General features: G+C 74.1%; 25 protein-coding genes. 12 read left to right on the forward strand and 13 right to left on the reverse strand.

What is annotated here, in order from left to right; translation table 11 throughout:
* Positions 1–320 precede the first annotated feature (320 nt).
* From ACW9J6_RS10285 to fae, 7 genes are all read left to right on the forward strand, one after another.
* On the forward strand, positions 321–1,319 hold the full coding sequence (locus ACW9J6_RS10285) for a beta-ribofuranosylaminobenzene 5'-phosphate synthase family protein (RefSeq protein WP_457116372.1): 999 nt from the start codon (positions 321–323) through the stop codon (positions 1,317–1,319).
* Positions 1,320–1,508: 189 nt separating this feature from the next.
* The gene (locus ACW9J6_RS10290) at positions 1,509–2,402 is read left to right on the forward strand and encodes a methylene-tetrahydromethanopterin dehydrogenase N-terminal domain-containing protein (protein ID WP_457116373.1); all 894 of its coding nucleotides are present in this window, start codon (positions 1,509–1,511) and stop codon (positions 2,400–2,402) included.
* 142 nt (positions 2,403–2,544) lie between these two features.
* The gene (locus ACW9J6_RS10295) at positions 2,545–3,672 is read left to right on the forward strand and encodes an ATP-grasp domain-containing protein (protein WP_457116374.1); all 1,128 of its coding nucleotides are present in this window, start codon (positions 2,545–2,547) and stop codon (positions 3,670–3,672) included.
* Positions 3,673–3,684: 12 nt separating this feature from the next.
* Positions 3,685–4,659 (forward strand): methenyltetrahydromethanopterin cyclohydrolase, encoded by a 975-nt coding sequence (gene mch, locus ACW9J6_RS10300; RefSeq protein ID WP_457116375.1) that lies wholly within the window; start codon positions 3,685–3,687, stop codon positions 4,657–4,659.
* 226 nt (positions 4,660–4,885) lie between these two features.
* Positions 4,886–5,803, forward strand: a complete 918-nt coding sequence (locus ACW9J6_RS10305) for an ATP-grasp domain-containing protein (protein ID WP_457116376.1) — start codon at positions 4,886–4,888, stop codon at positions 5,801–5,803.
* A 5-nt stretch (positions 5,804–5,808) separates the two neighbouring features.
* Positions 5,809–6,657, forward strand: a complete 849-nt coding sequence (locus ACW9J6_RS10310) for a triphosphoribosyl-dephospho-CoA synthase (protein ID WP_457116377.1) — start codon at positions 5,809–5,811, stop codon at positions 6,655–6,657.
* A 247-nt stretch (positions 6,658–6,904) separates the two neighbouring features.
* Complete coding sequence (fae, locus tag ACW9J6_RS10315) at positions 6,905–7,420, forward strand: formaldehyde-activating enzyme (protein ID WP_457116378.1); 516 nt, start codon at positions 6,905–6,907, stop codon at positions 7,418–7,420.
* Positions 7,421–7,561: 141 nt separating this feature from the next.
* On the opposite strand, the gene nadC is transcribed toward fae, so the two are convergent.
* The 5 genes from nadC to ACW9J6_RS10340 all read right to left on the reverse strand — a co-directional run bounded on the left by nadC (position 7,562) and on the right by ACW9J6_RS10340 (position 13,261).
* Positions 7,562–8,431: a carboxylating nicotinate-nucleotide diphosphorylase gene (gene nadC, locus ACW9J6_RS10320; protein ID WP_457116379.1), complete on the reverse strand. Its 870-nt coding sequence runs from the start codon at positions 8,429–8,431 to the stop codon at positions 7,562–7,564.
* A gap of 2 nt (positions 8,432–8,433) precedes the next feature.
* On the reverse strand, positions 8,434–9,930 hold the full coding sequence (locus tag ACW9J6_RS10325; RefSeq protein ID WP_457116380.1) for an L-aspartate oxidase: 1,497 nt from the start codon (positions 9,928–9,930) through the stop codon (positions 8,434–8,436).
* Positions 9,927–10,925, reverse strand: a complete 999-nt coding sequence (gene nadA / locus ACW9J6_RS10330; protein WP_457116381.1) for a quinolinate synthase NadA — start codon at positions 10,923–10,925, stop codon at positions 9,927–9,929. Before nadA ends, ACW9J6_RS10325 begins: the two co-directional genes overlap by 4 nt.
* Positions 10,926–11,048: 123 nt before the next feature.
* Positions 11,049–11,996 carry an NUDIX hydrolase gene (locus tag ACW9J6_RS10335; protein ID WP_457116382.1) on the reverse strand — a complete coding sequence of 316 codons (948 nt, stop codon included), beginning with the start codon at positions 11,994–11,996 and terminating at the stop codon, positions 11,049–11,051.
* A gap of 47 nt (positions 11,997–12,043) precedes the next feature.
* Entirely contained in the window at positions 12,044–13,261 is a 1,218-nt protein-coding gene (locus ACW9J6_RS10340; RefSeq protein WP_457116383.1) for a GNAT family N-acetyltransferase, read from the reverse strand.
* A gap of 136 nt (positions 13,262–13,397) precedes the next feature.
* Between ACW9J6_RS10340 and ACW9J6_RS10345 the strand changes: the two genes are divergently transcribed.
* The 3 genes from ACW9J6_RS10345 (at position 13,398) to ACW9J6_RS10355 (ending at position 15,455) form a co-directional block, all read left to right on the forward strand.
* Positions 13,398–13,535 (forward strand): hypothetical protein, encoded by a 138-nt coding sequence (locus ACW9J6_RS10345; RefSeq protein ID WP_457116384.1) that lies wholly within the window; start codon positions 13,398–13,400, stop codon positions 13,533–13,535.
* A 147-nt stretch (positions 13,536–13,682) separates the two neighbouring features.
* A complete protein-coding gene (locus tag ACW9J6_RS10350) occupies positions 13,683–13,919 on the forward strand; it encodes a DUF6894 family protein (RefSeq protein WP_457116385.1) in 237 nt (78 codons plus the stop codon).
* A gap of 138 nt (positions 13,920–14,057) precedes the next feature.
* Positions 14,058–15,455 carry an adenylate/guanylate cyclase domain-containing protein gene (locus ACW9J6_RS10355; RefSeq protein ID WP_457116386.1) on the forward strand — a complete coding sequence of 466 codons (1,398 nt, stop codon included), beginning with the start codon at positions 14,058–14,060 and terminating at the stop codon, positions 15,453–15,455.
* A 34-nt stretch (positions 15,456–15,489) separates the two neighbouring features.
* Here ACW9J6_RS10355 and ACW9J6_RS10360 read toward each other — a convergent pair whose 3' ends face one another.
* Positions 15,490–15,714, reverse strand: coding sequence for a hypothetical protein (locus ACW9J6_RS10360; protein WP_457116387.1), 225 nt, complete (start codon positions 15,712–15,714; stop codon positions 15,490–15,492).
* A 171-nt stretch (positions 15,715–15,885) separates the two neighbouring features.
* On the opposite strand from ACW9J6_RS10360, the gene ACW9J6_RS10365 reads away from it, so the two are divergent.
* Together ACW9J6_RS10365 and ACW9J6_RS10370 are read left to right on the forward strand one after the other, a co-directional pair.
* Entirely contained in the window at positions 15,886–17,046 is a 1,161-nt protein-coding gene (locus ACW9J6_RS10365; protein ID WP_457116388.1) for a DUF3095 domain-containing protein, read from the forward strand.
* Between the two features lie 52 nt (positions 17,047–17,098).
* Positions 17,099–18,841, forward strand: coding sequence for a patatin-like phospholipase family protein (locus ACW9J6_RS10370; protein WP_457116389.1), 1,743 nt, complete (start codon positions 17,099–17,101; stop codon positions 18,839–18,841).
* Positions 18,842–18,859: 18 nt separating this feature from the next.
* Here the strand turns inward: ACW9J6_RS10370 and ACW9J6_RS10375 are convergent, their stop codons facing one another.
* From ACW9J6_RS10375 to ACW9J6_RS10405, 7 genes are all read right to left on the reverse strand, one after another.
* Positions 18,860–19,669 (reverse strand): isocitrate lyase/PEP mutase family protein, encoded by an 810-nt coding sequence (locus tag ACW9J6_RS10375; RefSeq protein ID WP_457116390.1) that lies wholly within the window; start codon positions 19,667–19,669, stop codon positions 18,860–18,862.
* A complete protein-coding gene (locus ACW9J6_RS10380) occupies positions 19,666–20,799 on the reverse strand; it encodes a bifunctional transcriptional activator/DNA repair enzyme AdaA (protein WP_457116547.1) in 1,134 nt (377 codons plus the stop codon). The genes ACW9J6_RS10375 and ACW9J6_RS10380 overlap by 4 nt, the downstream gene beginning before the upstream one ends.
* Before the next feature lie 159 nt (positions 20,800–20,958).
* Entirely contained in the window at positions 20,959–22,230 is a 1,272-nt protein-coding gene (locus ACW9J6_RS10385) for a hypothetical protein (RefSeq protein WP_457116391.1), read from the reverse strand.
* A 268-nt stretch (positions 22,231–22,498) separates the two neighbouring features.
* Complete coding sequence (locus tag ACW9J6_RS10390) at positions 22,499–23,752, reverse strand: cytochrome P450 (protein ID WP_457116392.1); 1,254 nt, start codon at positions 23,750–23,752, stop codon at positions 22,499–22,501.
* A gap of 6 nt (positions 23,753–23,758) precedes the next feature.
* The gene (locus tag ACW9J6_RS10395) at positions 23,759–25,042 is read right to left on the reverse strand and encodes an NAD(P)/FAD-dependent oxidoreductase (RefSeq protein ID WP_457116393.1); all 1,284 of its coding nucleotides are present in this window, start codon (positions 25,040–25,042) and stop codon (positions 23,759–23,761) included.
* Positions 25,035–25,250 carry a ferredoxin gene (locus ACW9J6_RS10400; RefSeq protein ID WP_457116394.1) on the reverse strand — a complete coding sequence of 72 codons (216 nt, stop codon included), beginning with the start codon at positions 25,248–25,250 and terminating at the stop codon, positions 25,035–25,037. Before ACW9J6_RS10400 ends, ACW9J6_RS10395 begins: the two co-directional genes overlap by 8 nt.
* Positions 25,251–25,379: 129 nt before the next feature.
* On the reverse strand, positions 25,380–26,354 hold the full coding sequence (locus tag ACW9J6_RS10405) for a glutathione S-transferase family protein (protein WP_457116395.1): 975 nt from the start codon (positions 26,352–26,354) through the stop codon (positions 25,380–25,382).
* Positions 26,355–26,388: the final 34 nt, after the last annotated feature.

Consider the following 26,388-nt stretch of genomic DNA (forward strand, 5'->3'; position numbering starts at 1 on the left):
ACCCTCGCCCACCAGCCCGGCCGACCGGCCGGCTCGAACCCGTTCCGCGGCGGCCGGCGCCGCCGCCTCGCGCGGATGATGAGGCCCGGCACGCCTCCGCGGGGCCTGCCGGGACGTTTGCACCCCGGTCCTGCGGCAGGCAAGTCCCCCTGAAAGTCGGGGCGGGCCCGCCGTTTGCGGCCGTGAGGTGCGTTGCGCCGGGACCGGCCCCTGTGGGACAAGCGGCACGCGCGCCCACCGGGCCGATGCCCGCGCCCCACCCGGCCGGGTAAGGGCGGGAGCGCGCCGGCGCCCGGGCGCCGCGCAGGCAGGGGACCGGTTTGGCGGAGCGCGACGGCACAGGGCAGGAGCGGGTGCGCGTCTGGGCGCCGGCCCGGCTGCATTTCGGCTTTCTCGACCTGCATGGCGGCCTCGGGCGGCGGTTCGGCAGCATCGGCGTGGCCGTGGACGCTCCGGCCATCGACCTCACGGCCGAGGCCGCCTCCGTCCTGACCGTGACCAGCCGGGAGCCCGGCCTCGCCGCGGAATGCGAGCGGGTGCGGGGCTACGCGGTGGCCGCGGCCACCCGGCTCGGCGTGCCGGCTACGGGCGTCTTTCGGCTTCAGGGGGCGATCCCGGCCCATGCGGGGTTCGGCTCGGGCACGCAGCTCGCGCTCAGCACCGCGGCGGCGCTGGCACGGCTCCACGGGGCGCCCTTCGCGCCGGCCGATTTCGCCGCCGCCCTCGATCGCGGCAACCGCTCGGGCGTGGGGCTCGCGGCCTTCGTCACCGGGGGATTGATCGTCGATGGCGGCCGGGATGCGGGCGACACCCCTCCGCCGATCGTCGCGCGCCTGACCTACCCGGAGGCGTGGCGGATCGTTCTCCTGCTCGACCGGCGCGAGACGGGCGTGCACGGGGCGGCCGAGCGCCACGCCTTCCAGGCCCTGCCGCGCTTCCCCGCCGAGGAGGCGGCCGAGATCTGCCGCATCGTCCTGATGCAGGTGCTGCCCGCCGCGGCGACGGGCGAGGCGGAGCCCTTCGGGCGCGGCATCACCGAGATCCAGCGGCGCATCGGCGACTACTTCGCGCCCTATCAGGGCGGGCGCTACGCGAGCCGCGCGGTGGCGGCGGCGCTCGCCGAGGTGGAGGCACTCGGAATCGCGGGCTTCGGCCAGAGTTCCTGGGGACCGACCGGCTTCGCCCTGGTGGGCTCGGCCCCCGAGGCGGAGACCCTCGCGGGGCGCCTGTCCGCCCGTCATCCCGACCTCACCGTGCTCGTCGCCCGCGGGCGCAACCACGGCGCCGCGATCACCCGCGACACCGCGCCGGCCGATTGAACCACCTGATCGCGCCGGGGCTTGCCCCTAGACGAGCCCGCGCCCCGGAAGCCGGACCATCGTCGGGGTCGGCGGCCCGCCGAAACCCGCTATCACTATCCCTGGGGCAGGGTGGCGTACCGGCGTGCCCGCGGCGAACGCTCGTCCGGCGGCGCGCCCGGCCCGGACAGCGAGCGAGGAGATCGCGCCATGGCCCGTTCGATCCTGCACATGATCACGCCCCTCAAGCACATGAGCCCCTTCGACGTGAACATGGCGGTCGATGCGGGCTTCGAGGTCGTGACGACCTATACGGGCGTGACGGTGCCCGAGGTCGGGCCGCTGGTGCAGGATTCGATCTTCTCCCGCGCGCCGCAGGACGGGGTGCGCACCGGCATCTTCATCGCGGGCAAGAACGCGGAGGACGCCCTCGACATGGTCGACCGCGCCCGCAAGGCCTTCGTGCCGCCCTTCGTCAACCACATCTTCGCGGACCCGGCCGGCTCCTTCACGACGGGCGCCGCCATGGTGGCCCTGGTCACCAAGGCCCTGCGCGACCGCTTCGGGCAGGGCCTCGGCGGGCAGCGCATCGTGATCTTCGGCGGGGCGGGCGTGGTCGCCTACGTGGCGGCGGTGATCGGCGCCGTCGAGGGCGCCCGGCCGATCCTCGTCGGGCATGACGGCCAGGAGCGGGTCAGCAAGATCGCCGCGACGATGAAGTGGCGCTTCGACATCGACGTCGAGGCCGTGGACGGGTCGAGCGGCGAGGCACGGCGCGCCGCGATCGCCGAGGCGGACGTGATCCTCTCGGCGGGGCCGGCGGGCGTCGCGATCCTGTCGGCCGAGGACCTCGCGCACGCGCCGCGTCTCAAGGTGGCCTCGGACGTCAACGCGGTGCCGCCGGCCGGCATCGCGGGCATCGACGTTCATGCCACGGACGCGCCGCTTCCGGGCGGGCGGGGGATCGGGATCGGGGCGCTCGCGGTGGGCGACGTGAAGTACAAGACCCAGGCGGGGCTGTTCCGGCGCATGCTGGCGGCGTCCGAGCCGCTCTGCCTCGATTTTCGCGATGCCTACCGGCTGGCCGTCGAGATCGCGGGGTGAGGCGGAGCGGGCCAGCAGGGGGCGGTCACGCGCCCGCTCCGGCTCCCCGACGCGGGGATTCCTCCCTCGCAGGAGGGGCAGCGACGCGCGCGCCCGAACGTCGCCGGACTGCACCGCCACCTCACCGCTCCGCCTCGTCGCCATGCCCCGCCGCGACGCGATCCTGATCGCCGCCCAGTCGGGGCGCGCTCTCGCCGCGGCGGCGCGGCGGGCGGGGCTGCGGCCGTTCGTGGCCGACCTGTTCGGGGACGACGACACCCGCGGGCTCGCCGCCGGCTACCGGCAGGTCGCGGGCCGGTTCGGGGCCGGGCCGGCCGGGGCGAGCCTGCGCGACGCGCTCGCCGCGCTCGCGGCCGAGGCCGGCGACCCTCTCGGCCTCGTCCTCGGCAGCGGTTTCGAGGGCTCTCCGGCCCTGATGCACGAACTCGACCGGCGCCACCGCCTGATCGGCGCCGCCCCCACTACTGTCTCGGGGCTGAAGGATCCGGCCCGTCTCGCCGCCCTCTGCGCGCTCCACGCGATCCCGCACCCACCCGTCAGCCTCGGGCCCGTCGCGGATCCCGAGGCCTGGCTGTTGAAGCGCCGCGGCGGCTCCGGCGGCAGCCACATCCGTCCCGCCCGGCCCGGTTCCGTCCCGCGGGGCGCCTATCTCCAGCGCCGCGTGCCCGGCACGCCGATGTCCCTCACGGTGCTGGCGGATGGCCGGACCTGCCTCCCGGTCGCGGCGACGGCGCAATGGACGGCGCCGGGTCACCGGACGCCCTTCCGCTACGGCGGCGCAGTCGATCCGGGCGCCATGCCGCCGGGCGTGCGCGCGGCCGCGACGGCGGCCGTGGAGGCGCTGGTGGCGGCCACGGGCCTCGCCGGCCTCGCCAGCGCGGACCTCATGATCGACGGCGCCGACTGGTGGCTCCTTGAGGTCAATCCCCGGCCGGGCGCCACGCTCGACGTCCTCGATCGCCGGGGCGAGCCGCTCCTCGCCCGGCACGTCGAGGCCGCGTCCGGCCGTCTCGGCGGGGCCCTGGCCCTTCCTCCAGATGCGGTCGCCACCGAGATCTGTTACGCCCAGGCCGCCATCCCGCGCGTGCCGGCCGTCGCGTGGCCGGATTTCGTGATGGACCGGCCGCCGGCCGGCAGCCGGATCCGCGCCGGAGCCCCGATCTGCACGGTGCGGGCCGAGGGCGCGGATGCGGAAGCGGCCCGCCGCACGGTGCGTGCCCGGGCCGAGGCCGTGCCGGACCTCGTCGCCGGAAGGGCCGCGTGGCCGTAGGGGAGAGAGTGCATGAGTTCCACCACCGTCCGCCCGAGCGTGAACGCCATCGCGGCGCCCCTGGTCGAGGCGCTGGTCGCCGACGCCGCGAAGCTGCGGCTGACGGTGTCGGCCCATCGCGACCAGGCCCGGCTCGTGGACGCGGGCGCGACCGCGCCCGGTTCGATCGAGGCGGGGCGGCGCATCGCCGAGATCTGCCTGGGCGGTCTCGGCACGGTCTCGATCGCGCCGAGCGGCCCGATCGCCGCCTGGCCGACGACGATCGTCGTTCACACCGCCGATCCGGTGCTCGCCTGCCTCGGCAGCCAGTACGCGGGCTGGAGCCTCGCGGACGAGGGCGGATCCTCGGGGTTCTTCGCCCTCGGCTCCGGGCCGGGCCGGGCCGCCGCGGCGGTGGAGCCCCTGTTCGAGGAGCTGCACTACAAGGACAACGCCGTGCAGATCGCCCTGGTCCTGGAATCCGCGACCGCGCCGCCGGACTCGGTCGTCGCCAAGGTGGCGCAGGCCGCGGGGGTGCGTCCCGAGGCCGTGACCTTCATCTACGCGCCGACGCAGAGCCTCGCCGGATCGACCCAGGTCGTCGCGCGCGTGCTGGAGGTGGCCTTGCACAAGGCCCACACAGTCGGCTTCGACCTGACCCGGATCGTCGACGGGACCGGCGCCGCCCCGTTGAGTCCGCCGCACCCGGACTTCGTCCAGGCGATGGGCCGCACCAACGACGCGATCATCTACGGCGGCCGGGTGCAACTCTTCGTCGACGCGGACGACGCGGATGCGAGGGGCCTGGCCGAGGCCCTGCCGAGCACCACCTCGCGGGACCACGGGGCGCCCTTCGCGGAGATCTTCGGGCGCTTCAACGGTGACTTCTACGCCATCGATTCGCACCTGTTCAGCCCGGCCGAGGTGGTGGTGACCTCCCTGCGCACGGGCCACAGCCACCGGGGCGGGCGGCTGGTGCCGGACCTGGTCGAGCGCTCCTTCGCGTGAGGCGGCACCGCGCGCTCGAACCCTCCCCCCCACCGCGGCGGAGCGTGGCCTGCGGAGCAGGCCGGGAGAGGGGCCACCGCGACGCTGCGGAATCTAGCGCCCTTCGCCACGCTCCCGCTCAAGCCGGAAGCGTGGTTCCCCTCTCCCGCCCGGCTCCGCCGGGCACCCTCCCCCGCAGAGGGGGGAGGGTTTGGTTTCGATCACCTTCCCCCGGAGACTCACCCGCATGCGCATCGGGCTCGCGGCCGATAACGGCGCCTGGCACAAGGGCCGCTTGCGCGCCGCGCTGGCGCGGCTCGGCGCAGAGCCGGTGCTGTTCTCGCTGGCCGACGTGACGGTCGAGACCGGTCACCCCGAGCCCCTGCGGGTCCCGGGCTTCGGCGACGCCCTCCCGGACGGCGTCCTCCTGCGCACCATCGCGGGGGGCACCTTCGAGGCGACGACGATGCGGCTCGGCGTGCTCCACGCCCTCGTGGCGGCGGGCTGCGTGGTCTGGAACGGTCCGGCTTCCATCGAGCGCTCCGTCGACAAGGCCATGACCAGCCTGCTGCTCGCGCGCCACCGCATCCCGACCCCAGAGACCTTCGTCCTCTCCCGGCGCGACGCCGCTGCCGCGCTCGTGGCGCGGGAGGCGGCCCCCGGGCGGCCCCTGGTGCTCAAGCCCCTGTTCGGCTCGCAGGGGGAGGGGCTGCAGCTGATCGTTCATCCCGACGACCTGCCCCCGGAGGAACTGGTCGGGCGCGTCTACTACCTCCAGCGCTACGTCGCCCGGCGCGACGGGGCGTGGCAGGATTACCGGGTCTTCGTCTGCGACGGGCGCGCGGTGGCCGGGATGATCCGGCAGGGAGACGGCTGGATCACGAACGTCCACCGGGGCGGGCGGCCGCTGCCCTGGTGCGTACCGCACGCCGCCGCCGCCCTCGCCGAGGCGGCCGCGGCGGCGGTGGGCGTCGCCTATACGGGCATCGATCTCGTCGAGGACGGGGAGGGCGGCTTCCTCGTGCTGGAGGTGAACAGCATGCCGGCCTGGTCGGGGTTGCAGCAGGTGACGGAGGTCGACATCGCCGGCACGATCGCGGACGGCTTCCTCGCCGCCGTGCGGGCGCGCAGCGGCGCGGGGCCGCGCCTCGTCGCGCAGGGGTGAGGCCGATGGATCCCGGCGCGATCGCGGCGGCCTACCGCGCGGCCTGCCGGGCGGAACTCGCCGCGCTCAAGCCCGGCAACGTCCACGTCTACGCCGACGGCCATCGCATGACGCTGGCGGATTTCGAGCGCAGCGCCGAGGTCTCGGCCGGCCCGCTCACCGCGCCGGGGGCGCGGGTCGGGGCGCGGGCGGAGGCGGCGGTCGCCGCCACGATGGCCGCGGTGGGCCAGAACACGAATCTCGGCATCGTGCTCCTCTGCGCGCCACTCGCCGCGGCCGCGGAGCGGCCGGGTCCGGTGCGGCCCGCCCTCGACGCCGTGCTGGCGGATCTCGACGCCGCCGACGCGGCCGGGGTGTTCGCGGCGATCCGCCGGGCCAATCCGGGCGGCCTCGGGCGCGCGGACCGGCACGACGTGACCGGGTCTGGGCCCCCGCCGCCACTCCTCGCCGCGATGGCCGAGGCGGCGCCGCGGGACCGCATCGCCCGGGCCTACGTCACGGGTTTCGCCGACCTGTTCGAGACGGGGCTGCCGGCCCTGGCCCGCGCCCGGGCGGACGGGCTCGGCCCCCCCTGGACCATCACCGCCGTCCACCTCGCCTTCCTGACCGCCTTCCCGGACAGCCACGTCGCCCGCAAGTTCGGTCCCGCGCGCGCGGAGGCGGTGCGGGAGCAGGCGCAGGCCGCGCTGGGCGACCTGCGTCTCGGCGAGGCCGCGCTCCCGGCTCTGCTCGCGCAAGACCGCCTCCTCAAGGAGGCCGGAATCAACCCCGGGACCAGCGCCGACCTGACCGTCGCGACCCTGTTCCTGGACGCCCTCGAACCCTCCGGGAGGTCGGAAGTCCGGCCAAGTTGAGCGCGCGGCAGGGCAACCTGCCAAAAAGTACAAATCCCTTTCCCGGCAATGCGTTCGTTCGGCGCGGAAATGGCCGCGCTCGACCCAGATGGGCGCTTGTTCGGGATCGGGGGCCGCTGTAGGGTCCGCCCCGCTGTCTGGGAACCGGTTCGGCCCTCCGGCCGGACGCCGCAACAAGGATGGCGCGCTTCCAGCCGTGCCTGCATCGTGGGCGGCTCATCGTTTGGACTCCTGGGAGAAACCCCGCATGGCGACGATCAACAAGGTGCTGGTGGGCGAAGCCCTCGTCGGCGACGGCAACGAGGTTGCTCACATCGACCTCATCATCGGCCCGCGCGGCAGCGCCGCCGAGACGGCGTTCTGCAACAGCCTGACCAACAACAAGCACGGCTTCACCAGCCTGCTCGCGGTGGTGGCGCCGAACCTGCCCTGCAAGCCGAACACCCTGCTGTTCAACAAGGTGACGATCAACGACGCCCGCCAGGCGGTCCAGATGTTCGGCCCGGCGCAGCACGCCGTCGCCAAGGCCGTGCAGGACAGCGTCGCCGAGGGCATCATCCCGGCGAGCGAGGCCGACGACATCTACATCCTGGTTGGCGTGTTCATCCACTGGGAAGCCGCGGACGACGCGAAGATCGAGAAGTACAACTACGAGGCCACGAAGCTGTCGATCGAGCGCGCCATCAAGGGCACGCCGACCGCCGCCGAGGTCACGCAGCAGTACAAGACCGCGCAGCACCCCTTCGCCGCGAACGTCGCCTAGACAGGAAACCGTCCGGAGCAGCCAGCGGCCCCTCCGCCGCCCCCACCGCCGCCGGCGAAGGGGCTGTTCCAGCGACTGGCCTCCATTTTCCTCGGACGTTGACGTAATGGCGGGAGGGCTTCGGCCCTCCCGTTCCTTTTGTCAGGCCACGTCCAGACCCAGATCGATGATCGCCGCGCTGTGGGTGATCCAGCCGGCTGAGATCAGGTCGACACCCGCGGCCGCCACCGCGCCCACGGTCTCGCGGGTGATCCGGCCCGAGGCCTCGCTGACCGCGCGGCCGTCGATCATCGCCACGGCCTGCCGCAGCGTCTCCGGTCCCATGTTGTCGAGGAGCACCGCGTCGGCGCCCACCGCCAGCGCCTCCTCGAGCTGAGCCAGCGTGTCGACCTCGACCTCGATCTTCACGAGGTGGCCGGTCCCCGCCCGTGCCCGCCGGATCGCCGGCCCGACGCCACCCGCCACCGCCACGTGGTTGTCCTTGATCAGCACCGCGTCGTCGAGGCCGAAGCGGTGGTTGGCGCCGCCGCCGGCCCGGACCGCGTGCTTCTCCAGGCCGCGCAGGCCCGGCGTCGTCTTGCGGGTGCAGACGATGCGGGCGTGCCCGTGCGGGCGGGCCGCCTCGACCAGCGAGGCGGTCGCCGTGGCGACCCCGGAGAGCCGGCACAGCAGGTTGAGCGCCACGCGCTCGGCCGAGAGGATCGCCCGGGCCGGTCCGTCGAGCCGGATCACCGCGTCGCCCGGCGCGATGCGGCTGCCGTCCGGCCGCTCGACCGTCACGGCGACCGCCGGATCGAGGAGCGCGAAGGCCAGGGCCGCCGCGTCGGTCCCGGCGACGATCCCCGCCTGCCGGGCCACGATCGCTCCGGAGAAGCGGGCCTCCGACGGCACGATGCTGTCGGTGGTGAGGTCGCCCGCGCGGCCGAGATCCTCCAGCAGCGCGGCCCGCACGACGGGCTCGACCAGGAGGCGGGGGAGGGGCGAAAGGGGAAGGGCGACGGAATCGGACATGGTCACGGGACCTCGGCGACGGTGAGGGTGGCGGCGAGGCGGCGCGCCTCGGACAGGGTGATCTCGGCGTGGCGGGGCGCCTCCTGGGCCGGATGGTCGGCCCGCCAATGGGCGCCGCGGCTCTCGCGCCGGCGCAGGGCCGCGGCGGCCACGAGGAGCGCCACGGCGGCCTCGGGCGAGCCCGCGGCGTCGAGCCGGGCGAGGCGGCGCAGCGCCCGGGCCAGGCCCGCCTCCTCGCGCACGACGCCGACCGCTCGCTCCATCAGGGCGCGGATCTCCGGGAGGGTATCCGGCGCGGGCGGCGCCTCCGCGGCGTGCCCCCGGCCGGGCCGCCCGGCGAAGGCGGCGATATCCGCCGCGATGACTGGCGCGAAGGCGAGGGCTTCGAGGAGCGAGTTGCTGGCGAGGCGGTTGGCGCCGTGCAGGCCGGTGGAGGCGACCTCGCCACAGGCCCAGAGGCCGGGGAGCGAGGTGCGGCCCCGCGCGTCCACGCGCAGGCCGCCCATGTGGTAGTGCGCCGCCGGCCGGACCGGGATCGGGTCCATTGCCGGATCGAACCCGGCCTCCCGGCAGAGCGCCGCCACGGTGGGGAAGCGGCGGGCCACGTCCACCCGGCGGGCGTCGAGGAACACAGCCGCCCCCGCCGCGCGCCGGGAGAAGATCGCCCGCGCAACCACGTCGCGCGGCGCGAGGTCGGCGCCCGCGATCCCCGCCATCACCCGCCCGCCCGCCGCGTCCACGAGCACCGCGCCCTCGCCGCGCAGCGCCTCCGTGGCGAGCGGCAGCGGGCCCTCGCCCGGGACCGCGATGGCGGTGGGGTGGAACTGCACGAACTCGACGTCGCGCAGCACCGCCTCCGCCCGCGCGGCGAGGGCGAGGCCCGATCCCACCGCGCCCGCCGGGTTCGTCGTGGCGCCGTAGAGCCCGCCGATCCCGCCCGTCGCCAGCACCACGGCGCGGGCCGGCAGGTCGGTGGTCCGCGCGCCGGACGCGACGCGCAGGCCGGCGACGCGGCCGTTCGCGTCGCGCAGCAGCGCCACGGCGTGCCCCACCAGGGGGACGATCGCCGGAGAGGCGAGGGCCGCCCGCCGGAGCGTCAGCAGCACTGCGCGGCCGGTCGCGTCGCCGCCCGCCTTGACGATGCGCCGCCGCCCATGGGCGGCTTCGAGCCCCAGCGCCAGGGCGCCGGACGGCGTGCGGTCGAAGGCGAGGCCGAGTTCCGCGAGCCACGCGACGGCGCCCGGACCCGCCTCCGCCACCTGCCGGGCGGTGTCCGGGTCGGACAGGCCGGCGCCGGCCGCGAGCGTGTCGGCGGCGTGGAGCGCGGGCGCGTCGTCCTCGCCGATGGCCGCCGCGATGCCGCCCTGCGCCCAGGCGGTGGCGGTGCCCTCGCCCAGGGGCGCGGCGGTGACGAGCGTGACCGGCAGGGGGGCCAGTCTCAGGGCCGTGGCGAGGCCGGCGACGCCGGCCCCGACCACGATCACGCGATCCGCACTCATGCGCGCACCGCCAGCATCCGCTCGACCGCCCGCCGGGCGGGGGCGACCAGATCCGCCGGCACCGTGACCTCGTGCGTCATGGTCTCGAGGGCGCGGCGGATCTTGGCGAGCGAGATCCGCTTCATATGCGGGCAGATGTTGCAGGGCTTCACGAACCGGACGTCCGGATTGCGCAGCGCGAGGTTGTCGGCCATCGAGCACTCGGTGATCATCACGACCTCGGCGGGACGGCGGGTCTCGACGAAGTCCTGCATGGCGGCCGTCGAGCCGGCGAAATCCGCCTCCGCCACCACCTCCGGCGGGCATTCCGGATGGGCGAGGACCGACACGCCCGGATAGGCCTCGCGCACATCGCGGATATCGGCCGGCGTGAAGCGCTCGTGCACCTCGCAGTGGCCGGGCCAGGACAGGATCTCGACCTCCGGCATCTCGGCCTGGACGTTGCGGGCCAGATACTCGTCGGGGATCAGCAGCACGCGGGGGGCGCCGAGTGAGGCCACCACCGCGCGCACGTTCCCGGAAGTGCAGCAGAGGTCGGATTCCGCCTTCACCGCCGCCGAGGTGTTGACGTAGGTGACCACCGGCACGCCGGGGTGGCGGCGCCGCAGCGCCCTCACGTCGGCGGCGGTGATGGACTCCGCGAGCGAGCAGCCGGCCCCGGGATCCGGGATCAGCACGGTCTTCTCCGGATTCAAGAGCTTGGCGGTCTCCGCCATGAAGTGCACGCCGGCGAGCACGATCACCGCCGCATCCGTCCGCGCGGCCTCGCGAGCGAGGGCGAGGCTGTCGCCCACGATGTCCGCCACCGTGTGGAAGATCTCCGGCGCCTGGTAATTGTGGGCCAACACCACCGCGCCGCGCCGCCGCTTGAGCTCCGCGATCGCCGCCACCTCCTCGGCCAGGACCGGCCACTCCATCGGCGGGACGTGGCCGCGTACCCGGGCGTAGAGATCCGGCAGGGGCATTCCGCCCGTGGTTGCAGAACCGAGCGCCATTCCGGCCTCCGTAGTTTTGCTCATGATGAGCATTTGCCCGGCTAGCCTATGCCTGGTGCCGCAGCCTGTCTAGTTATGTTGGAAGTGAGCATAAGTTCTGGGCGTGACAGCCCGGGCGATTTGTCAGCCCCGGCGCCCAGGCGAGAGGCGCAGACCGGGGGCGGGGCGCTCCAGCAGCACCTCGCGGCGAAAGCGCATGAGGCGGGCGGGGCGGCCGCCGGTCTCGGCGCTGATCGCCTCGGTTTCCTCGACGAGGCCCTGCTGGGCGACGAGGCGGCGGAAGTTCTGCTTGTGCAGGAGAACCCCGGACAGCGCCTCCACCACCCGCTGCAATTCCCCGAGGGTGAAGGCCGGCGGCATCAGCTCGAAGACCACGGGCCGGTACTTGATCTTGCCCCGCAGCCGGCCGAGGGCGGTGGCGAGCATGCGGCGGTGATCGAGGGCCATGGGCTCGCCCGCGACGGCGTCCGACGCGCCCGCTTCGGGCACGAGGCCGGCCTCGAACAGCAATTCGTAGCGTTCGAGCACCCGCTCCTCGTTCCAGCCCGCCTCGGCGCTGCCGAAGGCGAGGTGGATCCGGTCGCGGCGCCGCTGCTCGGCCGATCCGGGCGCGGCGCGGGCCCAGGCGTCGAGCCGTTCGGAGAGCGCGTCGAGCGGGGCGGGGCGGCCCCGCCGCCAATCCTCGTAGGGGAAGTAGCGGTACCAGCCCTGCCAAGCGGCGCCCTCGGCGGACCGCGCCTCCCGCACCAGGGCGAGGTAGGCGATCGAGAGCGCGTGCGCGCCGCCGCCGCCCGGCCGCCGGTCGCGGTCGCCGAAGGTATAGAGCTGCTCGACATAGCCGAGAGTCTGGCCGGTCCGGCGCTCGACCCAGGCCCGCAGGCCGCGCTCCAGGGTCGGGTGGGCGGGCTCCAGCGGCCCGGCGGGCAGGCCCTCGCCGCGGCCCGGCGGCTGGTCGGGCACCAGCACGGTGAGCACCCGCGGCTCGTCCCGGCTCGCCGCCAGGATCACCGCGGCGAGGCCGACCGAGGGCGCCGCATCCGCCTCCCGCGCCTCGTGCCCCGCCTCCGCCATGCCTTGCCCGCTCCCCGTTCCCGGCGCCCTTAACACGGAGCGCGCGATCAGCCCTCGTCGCGGCGATACGGGGAGGATTGCGCGTACTCCTCCAGGGCCTGCCGGACGTAGGACGATTCCCGCCGCAGGTAGTCCTTGATCGCGCCGCGCAGGGACGGATCGGCGATGTCGTGGGCGGAGTGCATCAGAACCGGCCGGTAGCCCCGGGCCAGCTTGTGCTCTCCCTGCGCGCCCGCCTCGACCCGCGCCAGGCCGCGCGCGATCGCGAAATCGATCGCCTGGTAGTAGCAGACCTCGAAATGCAGGAAGGGGTGATCCTCGATGCAGCCCCAGTTGCGGCCGTAGAGGGCAGTGTCGCCGATCAGGTTGATCGCCCCCGCCACGTAGCGGCCCTCGCGCCGCGCCATCACCAGCAGCACGCGTTCCGGCATCCGCTCGCCGAGGAGCGAGAAGAAGCGGCGGTTGAGGTAGGGCCGGCCCCACTTGCGCGAGCCGGTATCCATGTAGAAGCGGTGGAAGGCGTCCCAGTGCGCTTCGGTCAGGTCGGAGCCCGTCACCCACTCCACCGTGATGCCGTTCGCGAGCGCGTCCCGCCGCTCCCGCTTCACGGCCTTGCGCTTGCGGGAGGCGAGCGCGGCCAGGAAATCGTCGAAGCCGCGGTAGCCGGCATTGTCCCAGTGGAATTGCTGGTCGGTGCGCTGCAGGAAACCGAGGTCGCCCGCTTGCGTCCACTGGCCCTCCGGCATGAAGGTGACGTGGATCGAGGAGGCCTTGGTCTCGCGCCGCAGGGCCCGCAATCCCGCCACCAGGGCGGCCATCGCCTCCGCGGCCGGCTCGCCCGGCGCCACGAGGAGCCGCGGCCCGGTGACCGGCGTGAAGGGCACGCTCACCTGGAGCTTCGGATAGTACTCGCCGCCCGCCCGGGCGTAGGCGTCCGCCCAGCCGTGATCGAAGACGTACTCGCCCTGCGAATGGGATTTCAGGTAGCAGGGCGCCACCCCGACGAGGCGGCCCGCGCGCTCCACCGCCACGTGGACCGGCAGCCAGCCCGTCCGCCCGGAGACGCAGCCCGCCTCCTCCAGGGCCGACAGGAAGGCGTGCGTCACGAACGGGTTGTGGGTCTCGCCGGTGCCCGCCAGCGATTCCGCCGAGAGGGCGCAGCGGTCCCAGTCGGCGGCCGCGATCTCGGCGATGCGCGGCACCACCCGGACCGTCAGGGCCTCCGGCGAGGCCGGGCCGCCTTGTGCTTGACCGCCGCTCTCCATCGCCCCGCACCTAAGGCCCGGGCCCCCGCGCAGCAAGGCGCCGCGACGCCGCGGCGGCTGATCTCGGAGGCCGCGCGGCGGGCCGATCCCGGCGGCGGGCCGGCTGGTGCCGGGCGGGCTCCGGTCGATCCTCCCGATGGGCGGCCGGTGGATGCTGCCGCCGGGTTCGGCGCTGCTCGGCGAGGACATGCCCGGGCTGAAAGGGCCGCTCGAACGCCTCGCCCGGGTCGTCGAGCGCGGCTGGCGAAGGGTGCTTCCCCGAAGCGGGGCGTGACGAAACGGCCACGGGTTGTCCCCGATCTTCGCTGCGACGCGGCAGACAGCCATCGTTCAGACTTGTTCCACCATCATGTGACGATCCTCACAGAACGGGGCACCGGATTGCCGGACACTGGCGCCACGTTCGAAAGCGGATCGAGCCATGACCCACCTGTATTTTCACTGCGGTCGCACCGGCGAGCTGCTCCTCGACTATCGCGGGGCGGCGGTGACCGACTTGAACGAGGCCCGTGATCGCGCGCTGGCGGTGGCCCGCTCGATGATGGAAACGGCCTACGGCCACGAGGACTTCTCCGACTGGTTCGTCTGCGTCGGCGACGAGGAGGACGAGGAGGTCCTGCGGATCCCCTTCACCTCGGCCCTGCCGACCCTGCACTGACGGCGCGGCCCACCGCCGCAAGGCCCCTCGCCGCTGCGGAGGGGCGCTCCACCTCTCCGAGGGCCGGGGCCGGACCCGGCCTCGCGAGACGCCGGTGCAGCAGCGGCCCACCATGATCCTCCGGAGCGGGCGCGGCGCGTGACGGCCCCCGTTCTCCTCTCCCGGCTCCTCTCCGGTTTCGGGACCCTGCGCGAGGTCGATGCCGCCGGCCGCATGCGGCGGGTGCTCCGGGCGCAGGAGGAAGCCGGTCTCGCCGTCGCCTTCCGCGCGCGGCTCGGTGCGATCGTGGTCGTCTCGCTCTGGCTGCTGGTCCTGGTCCCGGCCCCGCGCGACCTCTACTACCTCTCCCTCGCCGCCCTGTTCGTCATCCTCGGCTGGATCCCGTATCGCCTGAGGCGGCACCGCCGCGCCTCCGCGATCAAGCTCGCGTTCATCCTGCTCGATGCCGGGCTGGTGACGGCCTTCGTCGTGCTGCCGCCGCCCGGAGGCTTGGCGGTCGACTGGCCGATCCAGACGCGCCTGAGGCTGACCGAATACCTCTACGTCCTGCTCCTCCTCGGGGAGGCGAGCCTGTCCTACTCGCCCCTGGCGGTGGTCTGGACGGGCCTGTCGATCGTGGGCGCGTGGTCCGCGGCGGTGGCGGCCGTCTACCTGCGCGAGGACAGCCTGCGCTACCGCGACGTCGCGCGATCCGGCCCGCTCACCGACGACGCGGCCCTGCGCGTGGTCTTCGACCCGCACTTCGTGAGCCTCGGCTCCTGGTCGACGCAGATGGTCCTGACGGGGCTGCTCACGGCCCTGATCGCCCTCGCCGTGGCCCGGGCGCGGGCGGTGCTCGTGGCGCAGGTGCGCGGCGAGGTGGTGCGCACCGACCTCGCCCGCTACGTCTCGCCCGACGTGGCCGAGGCGCTGGCCGAGCGGGCCCATTCCGGGTTCGGCGCGCCGCGTGAGCGGGTGGTGGCGGTGCTGTTCGCCGACCTCGTCGGCTTCACGAGCCTCACGGAGCAGTTGCGGCCCGACACGGTCGTCGCCCTGCTGAAGATTTTCCGCGAGCGCTGCTGCCGGGTCGTGTTCGAGATGGGTGGGACGCTCGACAAGTTCCTCGGCGACGGGTTCATGGCCACCTTCGGCTGCCTCTCCGACGAGCCGGGCTGCGCGCGGGCCGCGATCGCCTGCGCGATCGCCCTGCAACAGGAGATGGCGGCCTGGAACGCCGAGCGCGAGGCGGCGGGCGAGCCGCCGATCGCGCTCTCGATCGGACTGCATTGCGGTCCGGTCGTCGTCGGCACGATCGGGGCGCGGGAGCGGGTCGAGTTCACGGTGGTCGGCGACGTCGTGAACGTGGCGAGCCGCCTGCAGCAGGCGACCCGCGATCTCGAGGCCGCGATCGTCGCGTCCGACGGCTGCCTGGAGGCCGCGACCCGGTCAGGGTTCGCCGCCGACGGGTTCGATCAGCCCCGCGAACTCACCCTGCGGGGCCGCAGCCAGCCGATCCGGATCCGCGTCTGGCGGCCCGGGATCCCGGGCGGGCGCTGATCCGGCCGAGGCGCGACGGCCCGGACCCGTGCGGTCAGCAGCCGCGGCAGATCGCGGTGGCGATGATCCGGTCGATCTCGCGGCTGCGGCGATCGAGGTCGGGCCGCGTGCCGGCGCGGGCGTCGAGGGGGCTCCCGACGGGCTTGGTGACGCCGAGCGCGGTGACCATGCGAAATGGCTGCGGCATCGCCGTACCCGCCAGGGCCGGACCGGCGAATCCGAGGAGGACGGCGACGAGGAGGGGGCGGGTCGGTGTCATCGGGTCGTCTCCGGGCGTTGCGGCGCGGCCATCGCGCCATGCCCCTGAGTGCCGCCGACCCGCCGGACCCGCGTGCGGGAGCGCACGGGCCCGCGCGGCGGCCCGATTCGGCCCGCGCCCGGCCGTCGTGGTAGGTTTGCACGCGGGAGGAAGGCCATGGCGGAGAGGGCCATGAGGGCGACGACGGGCGAGGCCGGTCCTGGCTTTCGCTACGAGGACCTCGCCCCGATCACGGATTTCCGGAACGTTCTCGATGAGCGGGCCTACCGCCCGGTGCCTGACGCGTGGTGGGTCGCCACGACGGATGTGATCGATTCCACCGCGGCCATCGCGGCGGGACGCTACAAGGCGGTGAACTTCGTCGGGGCCGCGGCGATCGCCGCGGTGCGCAACGCGCTCGGAGGGCGCGACCTCCCCTTCGTGTTCGGCGGCGACGGGGCGGCGCTGCTCCTCGCCCCGGACGAGGCGGAGGCGGGCCGCCGGGCGCTCGCCGCTACGGTGGCCTGGGCCGCGGCCGAGATGGACCTGCGGCTGCGGGCGGCCCTGGTGCCCGTCGCGGCGATCGGCGCGGCCGGGCTCAGCCTGCGCGTCGGGCGCTACGCGCCCTCGCCGCACGTCGCCTACGCGATGGTCATGGGCGGCGGGCTCGCCTTCGCGGACCGGGCACTCAAGGCCGGCCACTACGCTGTGGCGCCCGCCGTGGGCGAGCGCCCGGACCTCAGCGGCCTGTCCTGCCGCTTCTCGCCGGCCCGCGCGCGGCACGGGCTGATCCTCTCGGTCATCGTCCTCGGCCGCGCAGGCGCCGATCCGCCCGCGGTGCGGGCGGTGTTCGGCGAGGTGCTGCGGATCGTGGCGGCCGCGCCCGCCATGGGCCGGCCGCTGCCGGAGGGCGGCCCGCCCCTGCGCTGGCCGCCGGCCGGGCTCAGCGAGGAGGTGCGGGCCGCCGATGCGCCCCGCCCGGCCGCCCGGCTGCGTCTCGGCCTGCGCACCCTCGCGTCCCACCTCCTGTTTCGCTGGCGCATCCCGGTTGGGAGCTTCTCGCCCGCGCGCTACCTGCACGAACTCGTCGTCAACGCGGATTTCCAGAAATTCGACGACGGCCTGCGCATGACGCTCGATTGCGACGAGGCCACCGTTGCGGCGATCGAGGCGGTGCTGCGCAAGGCCGAGGCGGCGGGCCTCGTGGAGTTCGGGCTGCACCGGCAGGAGGCGGCCCTCACCACCTGCATCACGCCGGTGCCGACCGCCAGCGACCACGTTCACTTCATCGACGGCGACGGCGGCGGCTACGCGCGGGCGGCACAGGCGATCAAGGCCAAGCGCGCGGCCTGACACGCGCCGGAGCGCCCGCCGGGAGCCGGCCAAGGAACAGGGGAGGGTGTCCATGGACATCGTCGCGGACACGGTCGCGCCGGAGATCCCGTTCCTGGCCCCGCTCGATCCCGCGGCGGCCTTCGCCCTGCGCGAGCGCCTGGAGCCGATCGCCGTGCCCGGCGGGCAGGTGCTGTTCGAGCAGGACGCGCCGGCCGACGCGCTCTACGCCCTCGTCTCCGGCGCCGTGGGAATCTCGGCGCGGGACCCCGTCACCGGCGCGATGCGGCCCGTCGCCCGGGTGCGCCCGCCGGAGACCGTGGGCGAGATGGCGCTCCTCTCCGGCGAGCCGCGCTCGGCCACCGCGACGGTGCTGCGCGATTCCTCCCTCCTGCGCCTGTCGAAACGGGCCTTCGACGACCTCACCGCCCGCCACCCCGCCACCATGCTGTACTTCGCGCGGCTCCTGGCCGGGCGCCTGCGCAGCACCTCGGCCCAGGCGCCGCTGGCGATGGCGCCGATGACCTTCGCGGTGATCGGCGTCACCGACGGAATCGACGCCACCGCCTTCGCGCAGGCGCTGGCCGCCCTGTTGCCGGGACGCACGACGCTCCTCGGCGCCTGGCCCGACGGCGCCGACGACACCTGGTTCCACCGGCTCGAAACCGCCCACGACCGGGTCGTCTACGCGGCCGAGGCGCCCGGCAGCGGCTGGGCCAATCTCTGCCTTCGGCGGGCCGATCACGTGCTCCTCCTCGCCGCCGCCGGCCGCCCGCCCCGCGCGGCGCTCTCGGGCCGGATCTCCATGCCGGTGCCGGGCTGGACGCATCACGATCTCGTCGTGATCGACCGCCCGGAGGCCGCCCGGCCCGGCCGCCTTCACCCGGAGCTGGAGGCGCTGCCGACCGAGCTGCGCCTCCACGCCCGCGCGGGCCATCGCGCCGACCTCGCGCGGGTGGCGCGGATCGCGAGCGGCACCGCGCGGGGCCTCGTCCTGGGCGGCGGCGGCGCGCGCGGCTTCGCGCATCTCGGGGTGATGCGCGCCCTGGCGGAGGCGGGCCTGCCCGTCGACCTCGTGGCCGGCACCAGCATGGGCGCCGTCACCGCCGCGAGCCTCGCGATGGGGTGGAACCTCGACGAGATCACGGCCCACGTGGTCTCGGCCTTCGTGGCGACCTCGCCCCTCAACGACTACACTTGGCCGATTGCGGCGCTCACCCGGGGCGCGAAGGTCGATCAGCGTCTCGCCCTGCATTTCGGGGACGTGCGGATCGAGGATCTCTGGCTCCCCTTCCTGTGCGTCTCCACGAACCTCACCACCGGCTGCGCCATGGTCCATCGCTGCGGCCCGCTGGTGCCGGCCCTGCGCGCCAGCATCGCGATCCCGGGCCTGCTGCCGCCGGTGCTCCACCCCGAGGGCGTCCTCGTCGACGGCGGCGTGATGAACAACCTGCCGGCCGACCTGATGGCGGCGCTCGGCCGCGGCACGGTGCTGGCGGTCGACGTCGCGGGCGACGTCGCCCTCGACACGATGCCGAGCCGCCCGCTGCGCTCGCGGCTGATGCGCCGGGCCTTCGGCGTGCCGGTCGCGATGCCGGGAATCACCCAGATCCTCCTGCGCGCCGCCACCGTGTCGAGCGACGCCTCCGCCGCCATGGCCCGCGGCCGCGCGACGGCGGTGCTGCGCCCCCCGCTGGCGGGGATCGACCTGCGGGCCTGGCGCAGCTACGCGGCGATCGAGGAGATCGGCTACCGGCACGCGCGGGAGCGGATCGAGGCCGGGGCGCTGGAGGCATGGGCGGGGGGCGTGGGGTGACCCGGCTTGGCGGCCCGCTCAACCGTCCTGAAGCGGACCCAGCGCCGTCCGCGCCGCCGCGCCGACCGCCTGCATGGCCACGGCGTGGGGATGGGGGCCGTGGCTGATGCGGGAGACGCCGGCGCGTGCGAGCGTGTCCCGGGACGGCGCGTGCGGACCGGCCATCACGTTGAGGGGAAGCGCGACCGCGGCGCAGAGCCGCGCGATCAGGTCCGGATCGATCAGACCGGGCACGAAGAACCCGTTCGCCCCGGCCTGCGCATAGATGCGGGCCCGCTCCACGGCCTCGTCCAGGAGGCCCGCGTGGCGTCTCGGTTCGGGTTCCTGCAGGAACAGGTCGGTGCGGGCATTCACGAAGAGCCCCACGCCGGCGCCATCGGCGGCGGCCCGCGCGGCGGCGATGCGGCCCGCCTGGGCATTCGGCGCGTAGAGCCCCCGCTCGCCCACAATCCCGTCCTCGAGATTGAGCCCGACGGCGCCCGTCGCGATGAGGCGCCCGACGCTCTCCCGGACCCCATCGGGCTCGCGTGCGTAGGCCCCCTCGAAATCCACCGTGACGGGAAGGTCCGTCGAGGCGACGATGCGCGCGCAGATGGCCAGAGCCAGCGTCATTGGGATCTGCTCGCCGTCCGGGTAGCCCTGGGCCGCGGCGACCGCCGCGCTCCCGGTGGCGATCGCCGCCGCGCCGGCCCCGGCGACCGCCTTGGCGGATCCCGCGTCCCACACGTTGTAGAGGATGACGGGAGCGCCGGATCGGTGGAGGGCCGCGAACAGCCGCGCTTTCTCGTTCTGCCTGGCGGCGGCCGATTCGGTTTCGACGTGGTTCACGAGGCGATCCTCCGCTCTTCCTGCCCCAACGAGATGTCCGGTCTGTCGTTGCCCGGCGCCGATGCGCTTGCTGGACGGGCGCCGAGGTAGCCGCATTCGAGTTCGATGAGCCGCCGCTTGCGCCACAATCCGCCGCCGTAGCCCGTCAGCGATCCGTCCGCGCCGATGACGCGATGGCAGGGAACGACGAGCGCGATCCGATTGGCGCCATTCGCCCGTGCGACGGCGCGCAGGGCATCGGGTCGCCCCACCGCGACGGCAATCTCGCGGTAGCTGCGGGTCTCGCCGGGCGGAATCGCCCGCGGGGCGGCCCAGACGGCGTGGGAGAAGGCGCTGCCCGGCTGGGCGATCGCCACGGTGAAGCGGGCGTCACGCCCCGAGAAGAAGCAGTCGAGCTCGGTCTCCAGCCGGTCGGTCACCGCCCAACGGCCGATCTGCATCCCGTACGTCGCCGCAGCGACGAGCGACGTCAGTTCGGTCGCGAGCGCCGCGCGATCGATGAATTCGAGGAGGTGGATCGCTGTCTCGTCGGCGACGGCGACCATGGGGCCGAGGGGTGTTCCGATCCAGTCGATGCGAAGCCTCGCGCTCCGTCGAAGGGCTGCGGGCGCGCGGCCGAGGAGGCGGGTGACGGCGTCGCGGAACGCGCTGGCGGAGTCGAAGCCGGCAGTCACCTGCGCGTCGATCACGCGGCCTGCCTCGCCGAGAGCGCGCATGCCCGCTTGGAGGCGCCGGGACCGCGCCATCGCCAGGAAGGTCATTCCGAAATTGCGCCGGAAATTCCGGCGAACCGTGGACGGATCGAGATCCATCGCGGTGATGTCGGCTTCCGTCCAGCGCCGCTCCGGGGCCGCGTCCAGGGCCGCGAGGAGCCGGGCGACCACCGGATCGTCCCCGATCATCGCGCTCAGCGGACGGCAGCGCAGGCACGGACGGTACCCCGCCGCGATGCAGGCCGCGGGACTGTCGCGGAACTGGCAATTCTCGAATCGGGGCTTCCGCGCCGGGCAGGACAGCCGGCAGAAGATCCCGGTCGTCACGACGCAGACGAAGGCGCGCCCGTCGTATCGATCGTCGCGGGCGAGAAGGGCCGCGTAGAGGATCTCGGGGCTTGGAAGGGCGAAGAGCATGGCCGAAGGCATAACGCCTCGCGAGGCGCGCCGCGGCCGGAAAACGGGCACGGATTTCCGTTGCGAGTCGGGGCGGTTTGGCCGTCCAGCCCGAGGCTCGGTCAGGCTCCGCGCGCCGCGCCCGCTCCGCCAGCGGGGTGACGCGGCGCGCGGGCCGCGTCAGGGCGTCGGCCGGGCCGCCTCCGGAGCGGGCGCGAGCAGGTCCTTGACCCGCGCCGGCCAATCGGCCGGAACCACGATCCAGCTCGGCAGGGCGGGCAGCACGCCCGCCGCGGAGCCGTTCCACCGCTCCGCGAGGGTGCGGCGGCTCTGCGCGTCCATCTCGCGGATCTTCAGCGCGAGGAGCTTCTCCTGGATCGGCAGCGTCTGAAGCTGCGCCTGCGCGCTCTGGGCGTTCTTGATCGCCACGAAGGTCATGTCGATCGCCCGCTGGATCTCGGGATTGTCGAAGGTCAGCCCCTCCGCGTAGCCGAGCGTGGTCACGGTGATGCCCATGGGGGCGTAGACCCGCCTGACCTCGGCCTCGACCGCCTCGATGACCGCCGCCTTCTCGCGGATGGCCTCGTCCGTGGTCCGCTTGCCGAACTCCTTGGCCATCGCCGCCTGCACGGTGCGGTGCAGGTTCTCGTCCACGACCTCGGCGAGGGAGCGGCCGTAGATCACGCTGGCGAAGTTCACCTGCGGGTCGCTGGGATTGCCCGGCAAGGGACGGGCGCCGAACCAGTAGACGAACTTCGCCGCGTCCTCCTCCTTCACGAAGGCGGAGATCACGATCCCAGTGCGCAGGGTGACCGATTCGGCGGTCTCGAACCGGATGCCCTGGTCCCTGGCCGAGGTGCCGCGCTCGCTGGCGCTCACCCACTCGCGCGAGACCGGCGAGCGGTCGACGATCATCAGGCGCGCGGCCGGCACGTAGTAGTCCGAGGACCAGCCGGGATTGCGGATCAGCGTGTGCGGGATCTGCACCCGCTTCATCGCCACCTTGCGCTCGCTGAGATAGGCCTCGGACATGAAGGCGGCCTGCCCGGAGCGGTTCTCGCCGATCTCCGGGATCAGGAAGGCGGTCTCGTTCGGCATCACCTCCCGGTACTCGGGATAGTCGCGGGTGTCGTAATAGGCCGCGGCGGACTCCGGAGAGACGTCGAGGAGGATCGCGGCGAGGAGGGCGGCGGCGCCCGGGCCGCGCCGCGCCCCGAGCCAGATCGCCCCGAGCGCGAGGAGCGAGGCGACGGCCACCGCCGTGCCGGTCTGGCCGGCCGCCTGCGCGGCGAGCGCCGTCTCGACGGCCGGCCAGTCGCCGTTCTCGAACTGGCGGGCGGCGATGCGGCCGGCGGCGGCTGCCGCCGCGGTGTCGGCGGGCTGCGCCCGCCAGAAGACGAGATCGAGGCCGACGACGAGCGCCGTCAGGCCGATGCGGACCGGAGAAGTCATGGAATGGAACTGTCGGTGAGACGCTGAGAGCACCCCGGAAGGCCGGGGAACCGTCACCGTGGGCGGAGGACGCCCGGGGTCTCGCCGGGGTCGCGTCGCGCGGTCCGCGCCTGTCCGGAATGGCGGCGCTGGACCGGATTCATCGCGCCGCACGCGCTGCGCCGCAATATGGAACAACCTGCGCCGCACGAAGGCCTGGGCGGCGAGCCATGCCGGCGCCGCGGGTCGGGCCGGGAACCGGAAGCATCCTCGCGCGTCGGCCCGGCCGTCAGGCGACGCCGTCGATCGACAGCCTCAGGTGCTGGGGCCCGCGCAGCGAGGCGCCGGGCCGGTAGGGTGGCGGGTCCTCGATCAGGCGGGGCGCCCTGAGCCGCCGGGCGAGCGCCACCAGGGCCGCTTCGGCCTCCAGCCGCGCGAGCGGCGCGCCGACGCAGAAATGCAGGCTGCCGCCGAAGCCGAAATGCTGGTTGTTCTCCCGGTCCGGATCGAACCGGTCGGGATCCGCGAAGCGCGCCGGGTCGCGGTTGCCCGAGGCGAAGAGGAGCACCACGGGCGCGCCCTCCGGGATGGTGACGCCGTCCATCCGGATCTCGGCCAGCGCCTTGCGGGTGCGGAAATGGACCGGCGGCTCGTAGCGCAGCAATTCCTCGATCAGCCGCGGGGCGATCTCGGGCTCGGCGCGCAGGCGCTCCAGGTGCTCGGGGAAGCGCAGCAGCGTCAGCATGCCGTTGGTGATCAGGTTCACGGTCGTCTCGTGACCGGCGATCAGCAGCAGGATCGCGGTCGCGATCAGGTCGTAATCGCCCATCCGGCCGACCTTCGGATCCTCGCCGGTGGCGAGGCCGGTGAGCAGGTCGTCCTTCGGGTGGCGGCGCTTGTCGCGGATGAGATCCTGCATGTAGGCGGCGATCTCGTCGAAGGTCTCGATGTTGCGCCCCACCGTCTCCTCGTCGTGGCGGGCATCCGGCTCCAGCGCCGTGGCGAGCTGGGTCGCCCAGCCGTGGAACCGCGCCTCGTCCTCGGGCGGCACGCCGAGGAGTTCGCAGATCACCGTGACGGGGAGCGGGTAGGAGAAGTGGTCGACGAGGTCGATCTCGCGCGCGTCCCGGCGCTGGTCGAGGAGGTCGGCCACGAGCCCGTCCACCCGCTCGTGCATCGCCCGGATCCGCGCGGGGGTGAACTCGCGCATCACGTGGCGGCGCAGCACGTCGTGGTCGGGCGGGTCGCGGAAGATGAAGGGCCGGTGCTTGGTCCGCACGTGGTCCTTGATCGGGTTGAGGATCCAGTCCTTGAGCGGGTTGCCGGTGCGCGGATGCGAGGCGGAGGGCAGGTCCTCGGAACTGATCCGCGGGTCGAAGACGAGGGCGCGCAGGGCGGCGTGGGTCGTGACCACGCAGGTGCCGTCGTCCTGCACCGCCACCGGCGCGGCGCGCAGGCGCGCGTAGAGCGGGTAGGGGTTCGGACGGTTGGCCTGGTCCTTCACCGCGGCGAACAGACTGGACTCGGGCGTCGGGTCGGGCATCGGGAACTAGCCTCGCGCCGGGCGCTGGGGGAAGCCGGGATCGGCGGGGACGACGCGGCCCTGGTCGGTCGCGCCGAGGATCGGCGGAAAGGCGTCCCGCGCCGCGATGCGCGCCGCGTAGGCCGGGAGCCAGCGGGTCGAATCGAAGGAGACGGCCGCGACCGTGCGTCCCTGCCGGGCGTAGACCGCCACGAAGCGCCGTTCCGCGAGATCGCCCTGCGTGACCGCCACGCTGTCGGCGCCGTTCGTCAGGCCGACCGACTTGATGTTGACGTCGAACTGGCTCGACCAGAAGGCCGGGATCTCCGCGTAGGGCGCCTGCGCGAGGCCCAGCAGGGTGCGGGCGGCGTGCTCGGCCTGGGCCACGGCGTGGCCCCAATGCTCGAAGGCTACCGGCCCGTCCTCGTAGAGCGGGTGGGGGAAGCGCGCGACGTCGCCCGCCGCCGCCACGCCGGGGACGGGCGTGCCGTCGCGGTCGAGGACGCGGCAGAGCGCGTCGCAGGCAACGCCGCCCGCATCCGCCGCGACGCCGCTGCCGCTGAGCCACTCGGTGTTGCGCAGGGCGCCGAGGGCCACGATCACCACCTCCGCCTCGATCGATCCGCCTCCGGCGAGGCGCGCCGCCCGCACCCGGCCGTCCGCATCGGCCTCCAGGCTCGCGACGCGGGTCGAGGGGCGGTAGTCGATGCCGGCCGCCCGCACCATTGCCGTCACCACGGCGCCGATGCGGGTCCCGAGCACCGAGGCGAGCGGCGTCGGGTTCGGGTCGATCAGGGTCACGGGCAGGCCGATCGACCGGCAGGCCGAGGCCGCCTCGCAGCCGATGAAGCCCGCGCCGATGATCAGCACCCGCTTCGGGCCGGCCGAGAGGGCGGCGCGCAGGCGCTCGGCATCATCGCGGTTGCGGATGGTGTGGACGCCCTGCAGCCGGCCCTCCTCGGGGACCGGCCAGGGCCGCGCCCGCGTGCCGGTGGCGATCAGCAGGCGGTCGAAGGGCAGGCGCTCGCCCGAGGCAAGCGCGACCTCGCGGGCCGAGAGGTCGAGGCCGATCGCGGCGGAGCCGAGGCGCCAGGTCAGGTCGAGCCCGGGGCGCGACGGCAGGGCGATGCGATCGGGCCGCGCCGAACCGGCGAGCACCCCCTTCGAGAGGGGCGGCCGGTCGTAGGGCGGGTGCGGCTCGTCGCCGACCAGGGTGATCGGGCCGCGGTGCCCCTCGCGCCGCAGGGCCTCGGCGCCGCGCAGCCCCGCGAGCGAGGCGCCGACCACGACGATGCGCTCCCCCTCAGCCATGGGAGGCGGCCTCCTCCGGCTCGACCTCCAGCAGGATCGCCCGCACCGGGCAGGCCTGCACCGCCCGCTCGATCTCGCGGCGGCGTTCCGGCGGCGGCGCCGTGTCGTAGACCAGCACCTCAGGCCCGTGGAGCGCGAAGCTGTCGGGCGCCGCGAAGCAGCATTGCGCGTAGGCTTGGCAGCGATTGAGGTCGACGACGACGCGCATCCGATCCTTCCCTCCTGTCCTCGCCGCAGGGCGCTCCCGCGCTGCAGCGAAACACCGCCGACAACGAAACGGCACGCGGCCGCGGTTCTCGCACGGGCGGATTCGTCGCGCCGCCGCGACGGTTACGGGTCAGCCGGCGAAACGCTCCGCGCGACCGTGCGGCGCATCGTAATCGAGGATCGGGCCGAGCGGCACGATCCCGGTTGGATTGATGCTCGGGTGGCTCTCGTAGTAGTGGCGCTTGATGTGGGTCAGGTTCACGGTCGGGCGGATCGCCGGCTGCTGGTAGAGGTCGCGCAGGTAGGGCGCGAGATTCGGGTAGTCCGCGATCCGCCGCAGATTGCACTTGAAGTGCCCGACATAGACGGGATCGAACCGAACCAGGGTGGTGAACAGGCGGATATCCGCCTCCGTCAGGCTTTCCCCGAACAGGAAGCGGCCCCGACCCAGCCGCGCGTCGAGGGCGTCGAGTTCCTCGAACAGGGCCGTCACCGCCTCCGCGTAAGCGTCCTGGCTGGTCGCGAAGCCGGCCTTGTAGACCCCGTTGTTGACGCGGTCGTAGACCCGGGCGTTGAGAGCATCGATCTCGGGCGTCAGGTCCGCCGGGCAGAGGTCCGGGCCGCCTGGGAAGGCGGCATTCAGCATCCGGATGATCTCGGCCGATTCGTTTGAGACGATCGTCGACCGCTCCTTGTCCCAGAGGACCGGCACGGTGACGCGCCCCGTGTAGGACGGATCGGCCTTGAGGTAGACCTCGTAGAGGCGCCGCGCGCCGTTCACCGAGTCCGGCGTCGCGCCCGGCGAGTCGCCGAACACCCAGCCCTCCGCGCCCATATGCGGGTCGACGACGCTGACCGAGATCGCCTCCTCCAGCCCCTTCAGGGCGCGCACGATCAGGGTCCGGTGCGCCCAGGGGCAGGCGAGGGAGACGTAGAGGTGGTAGCGGCCGGCGACCGCCGGAAACCCGCCCTCGCCCGAGGGGCCGGCGGCGCCGTCCCGGGTCACCCAGTTGCGGAAGGCGGAATCCTTGCGCACGAAGCGCCCGCCCGTCGCCTTGGTGTCGTACCACTGGTCCTGCCAGACGCCGTCGACGAGCAGTCCCATAGCGACCTCCTGATAGCCCGCTGCAGAGATGGGT

The sequence above is a fragment of the Methylobacterium sp. JK268 genome (genome assembly GCF_054052225.1).